Genomic DNA, 4,469 nt, shown 5'->3' on the forward strand with positions numbered 1-4,469 from the left:
TATATAAAGTAGATAGATACCCAATGATTAGTTGAGATGTTTAAACACTATCTTGAGGAGATCGGATTGGTTAAACGGTTTAGTCAAGTAACCAGATGCTCCAACAAGTTTAGCCTTAGCTCGGTCTAGGAAACCAGTATTGCCAGTTACCATAATAATTGGGGTATGTTTAAAAAGTGAATGCTTTCGTAACAGAGAACATAGCTCATAACCATCTAAGTTTGGCATGGCAACATCGAGTAAAATTAGGTCAGGCTTAATGCGGATAACTTGCATTAATGCCCTAACTGGGTCATTAATCATGACAACAGAGAAACTTTTATCTTCCAAGAAGGAGTTAATGGCATTTAAAACACTTGTACTATCATCAATGCAAGCAATCTTGTAAGTTTTACTGGTAGACGTTGGTTGTTGATTAACCGAGGTATGATGCTGAAATCTCTGCTCTAATGGAGCCGAGTTATTTAGAGAGGATTCGTGAATTGAGTTCAATGGTGTAGAATTTCCGATTGGGACTACAGAATGAGAGCTATAGGGATTATTCACTGGCTTTGATTGAGAAGAGGCCTGATTTTGTAACTGTTCGTAACAGTGTTCAACAATTGTGCGAAGGTCAAGCCTACAAAATTTAGGCAAATCCTCAGATGGGTTAGTCTCAAGTAATTGGTAAGTTCCTTCTTTCTCTGACAGCAGAGAACCTATTACCTCTTCAGCCAATTCTTCGATTAGACTTGCTGCCTGAACGGAATTCAGATAATGTTGATTGACCAACCAACAAATTGCTTGGTAATCTGAAGGATAACTTGAAGTACTGTTTAAGTTGGCTTCAAAGAGCAGACGAACCTGAACCCGAACGGCACTAACAAGGGTAGTAATTCTACGACTTAGACGAGATAAGTAATGGTCTAGGCGATCAAAGGGGTTGATGGAGTTTGAGGCATAGATTAATTTACCATTTTCTAGATAGATTGACCAAGAAACTGAACCACTAGATACTTGTAAACATCCATTGGCATGACGACTGGATAATTGAGCCAATAAGGAAAGGGGGTTTAGTTTTTTATCATGCCTGTAGCTATTGATGTAGGTGGAGTTCATTTTTCTCTAATCCGCTGTAAATCAATTGATGAAAAAAATCAATACTAATGATTGATTTCCTTGGCGTAATAGTTAGCTACATCCTAGCTAGGGTAGATTCCGTAAAGTTTTATTGAAGTGAAATTATTTTTTTAACTAAAAATCGATTTTCCAAACAAATAACAGCCATACCCTAACTAAAACTGTACAATAGGTTATGTGACTAGTAAAGATTACCTAATCAACTTAGGTAGTAGCTGCTTCCCTGAATTTGATATCTCAGAAATGAATGGGAGCTGAGATTCAAAAATTAAACGGTTTTAAGTTATTTGAAAAAAAATGAGGGGTGGATTCTCATTTGCATTGCACCATGACATCCAAGAGTGAAGGGTAACTATAGTCAGCTTGCATACACCCTCTAGGGACAGAAAAAATTTCCCAATACTAGATTAACCAAAAATTCACTCGTTGTCAATTATCATAACAAGATTGTGTATCATCTGTGTAAAGCTTATATAAATAGTTTTTTTCAATGGATGAAGTTAGTGTAATTAATCAGTGACTATTTACTGACTGGCAGAAAATATTACCTAACAATGGGTCAGGGAAAAAGTCTCGGAATTTATCATGATAGTCGGAAGTACTGCTCTAATCAATAAGAAGCTTAGCTAAAATCACTTTAAGATTTGGCTAATTACATTAACGACAAATTAGTTAATATAACCAAAATTGCACTTGTCAATATCCTTATTTTCAAGTTATGATTCATGGGGGTTAACTAAGCTGTTACACAATTAACTTGCACACTGAAGTTGGACTAGCCTACGGCAAGTCGAAGAAAGCCTCTACGTTTATATAGCCCCTATATAACCCCAGGGCTATTTCATTCTCAATAAAATAGAAGATAATCAGAGATAATTACTCTTAAGTACAAAAACTGAGGATATAGCTCAGATTATGGCGTTGCTGAATAATAGAATGATTTTAAGAGTAGGTGCGCGCCTCCAAGGGCGCGAGCAATCCCTCGCGCCCTTGGGTCGCACCTGTAGAATGGGCATCTTGGTGGAACGGGCATCTTGGTGGAACGGGCATCTTGCCCGTTATCAATATCTGGTCGAGGGGGCAGGATGCCCACTCTACTGCTATTCATTACTTGATTCAGCAACGCCCAGATTATGGCTCATTGTCTTGATGCAGTCGCTCATGGGGGAAACCCCCACTCGCGCTTTGCATCAAGACAAAGCAGAAACACAGCTCATAAAGTTTTGTTGCGCATTATCGTAGTTAGTAACGGTATTTTTGACGCTCTTACCATCGAGGGATATCCATTCTGAAGAGGGAATCACACTATACTGTTTACTCCATTCATTAAACACTATTTGAAGTTTTTCGTAATCTAAATTAACCATGACTCTTCTGATAGCTGAATAAGAAGGAACACGAGCATTGGGAATTTGAAGTATACTAATCAATTATCTGCGGTGGCGTTCCACAAATCTACCATGATGTCGATAACCTCAATAGCCACTCATCATCCCCATAATGATGATTAGAAGCACTAGCGACAGAGGATGACGAAGACCATGATGATCAAGGGTGATCAGGTATTTGCAAGAGAAACGTCGATTAAGCTTTTATCCATGATTTTTTGAACTATAAGAGCAAATTATCCGGGTTTTACCGACTCAAGCTTCACTATCCCCCTTTTTACTCTAGAATGAAACAGCCCTGCCTCTATGAAGCGGCTTCACCCTCCCAAAAAAAAGCTCTCAACCATCTCTATTAGGCTTTGAATTACTATTTAATTGCTGCTACTGAAACTAATACAATCTTATTCAATGAAGTGACAGCAAATGCCTTCTTACCCTTTGATGATTACGAAGTAATCTGTCATGCCCTAGATGTTGAAACTAATCAAGAATGTTACCACGTTCGTGCCTTTAACACTATTGGTAATAAGACAGAATTAGCCCTAATGGGCGAAACAGTTTTTCACTGTCCTAGGTCAACCAAACCTAAGGATATGGATAAAACATTAGCCGCCTTCAAAGGGATGGGTGGACGTATAAGCTCTCCTTTGATGAGCAGGATTTGCTTGATGTGTTAGCTCCAGACAATCCTCATGCACGTCTAGCTTGCCAGTGTGTTGTGATGGGGGATATTAGTATCACTACTCTCAAGGGGTGAGCGGATGAACAGATGAGGGGATAAACAGGTGAGGCAAATTCCCTTTCCACACTATTTTTTGTCTAAGCACAAGAACGGAGGGATGGAGTGATCACTCCATCACTCCATCACTCCATCACTCCTTAAACCAGAGATCATTGTAAAAACTCAGGAGTTGAAAGGGGAGCATCGATTCGACGTTGATTAGGCTTGTCAAGCTTATAAATAATCGGTGGTTCTGGTAGCAGCAGATACCGCTTGCCCCAGCCATGATTAATATCCTCAGGTCTAGGTTCAGGTGGTTTGGTCTGACCGGTGGGTAAGGCAACGGACAGAACTTGACGTGCCTGGACATACCGTTGACCATCAGATGTATTGTTGATCAGGCTGCTTGCTAGGGTTATTCGCTGCTTCTTTAACTCCTCTTCTAGTTCCCAGAGGGACTCTTTGGGGGTGAGGGTGGCTAGGAAGGTTACTTCCTCTGCTGGTTTTAGTGATAAGCCAAGTTTGGACTGATCCATTTGCCAGACTTCTTGAAACTGACCGTCTGGTGCAATTTGCCATAGTTTCAAGTCGGTCTGCCATCTTCCCTTCTTTACATCGACATTTTGATAAGCCAGAATTGAATAGATAAAATTTGCGTCTCTGTTGAAAGAGAGCTGTTGATTAGGGTGCAAATAGCGAATCGCTGCTACCGTGATGGGAATTTCCTCCGGAAGATTTGTGGTTCCTGCTACGGTGTAGATCCCTGGACGGTCTGATTTGGTCACCGTAAGCTGAAAAATTGCTTCGGGAGGTTGACGGAGTAATCGATTAGTTAATTGCCGTCCTGGTAATGGAATCTGGGTGCATCCAGTACTTAATAGTAAGAGTATAAAGATGCTAAATACCCTTTTCAACAAATGGGTCAGATTTTGTTTGACTATTTTTTTTGCCCAAATAAAAATAAAGGTTTTGTGCATAGCCGATACTTGCATAAAAATGTCATTAAATAAAATTTTAACAGGTTAAATTTTATTTTAATCAAATAAAACTGATTAAGGTTTACTCTGGTTAATTTTTATTTATTGATTTAATTTTTTTATGTTATGGTTTCAGGCGGCTATTTCAACCATATCTATTATTTATATGATGAATAATTGGGCGTTAACTATCTCCTAATAAGCAATTATTTATTTTTTTTGTTGTATGAATTTGAGAGTGATATCAAGTCTATTAGCATTGGA

General features: G+C 39.0%; 4 protein-coding genes. 1 reads left to right on the plus strand and 3 read right to left on the minus strand.

Annotated features, from left to right (window positions below; translation table 11 throughout):
• Positions 1–27: 27 nt before the first annotated feature.
• Both F6J94_RS30765 and F6J94_RS30770 read right to left on the minus strand, forming a co-directional pair.
• The gene (locus F6J94_RS30765) at positions 28–1,098 is read right to left on the minus strand and encodes a response regulator (RefSeq protein WP_293047221.1); all 1,071 of its coding nucleotides are present in this window, start codon (positions 1,096–1,098) and stop codon (positions 28–30) included.
• Between the two features lie 1,211 nt (positions 1,099–2,309).
• Positions 2,310–2,549, minus strand: a complete 240-nt coding sequence (locus F6J94_RS30770) for a hypothetical protein (protein ID WP_293047223.1) — start codon at positions 2,547–2,549, stop codon at positions 2,310–2,312.
• Positions 2,550–2,866: 317 nt separating this feature from the next.
• Between F6J94_RS30770 and F6J94_RS30775 the strand changes: the two genes are divergently transcribed.
• Positions 2,867–3,184, plus strand: a complete 318-nt coding sequence (locus F6J94_RS30775; protein WP_293047225.1) for a hypothetical protein — start codon at positions 2,867–2,869, stop codon at positions 3,182–3,184.
• 214 nt (positions 3,185–3,398) lie between these two features.
• On the opposite strand, the gene F6J94_RS30780 is transcribed toward F6J94_RS30775, so the two are convergent.
• Positions 3,399–4,205: a hypothetical protein gene (locus F6J94_RS30780; protein ID WP_293047227.1), complete on the minus strand. Its 807-nt coding sequence runs from the start codon at positions 4,203–4,205 to the stop codon at positions 3,399–3,401.
• Positions 4,206–4,469: the final 264 nt, after the last annotated feature.

The organism is Moorena sp. SIO1F2 (assembly GCF_010672755.1).
Lineage (GTDB): Bacteria > Cyanobacteriota > Cyanobacteriia > Cyanobacteriales > Coleofasciculaceae > Moorena.

Excerpts from the sequence above, each read along its gene's own strand:
- F6J94_RS30765 (WP_293047221.1), bottom strand. The coding sequence starts at position 1,098 with ATGAACTCCACCTACATCAATAGCTACAGGCATGATAAAAAACTAAAC.
- F6J94_RS30780 (WP_293047227.1), bottom strand. The coding sequence starts at position 4,205 with ATGCACAAAACCTTTATTTTTATTTGGGCAAAAAAAATAGTCAAACAA.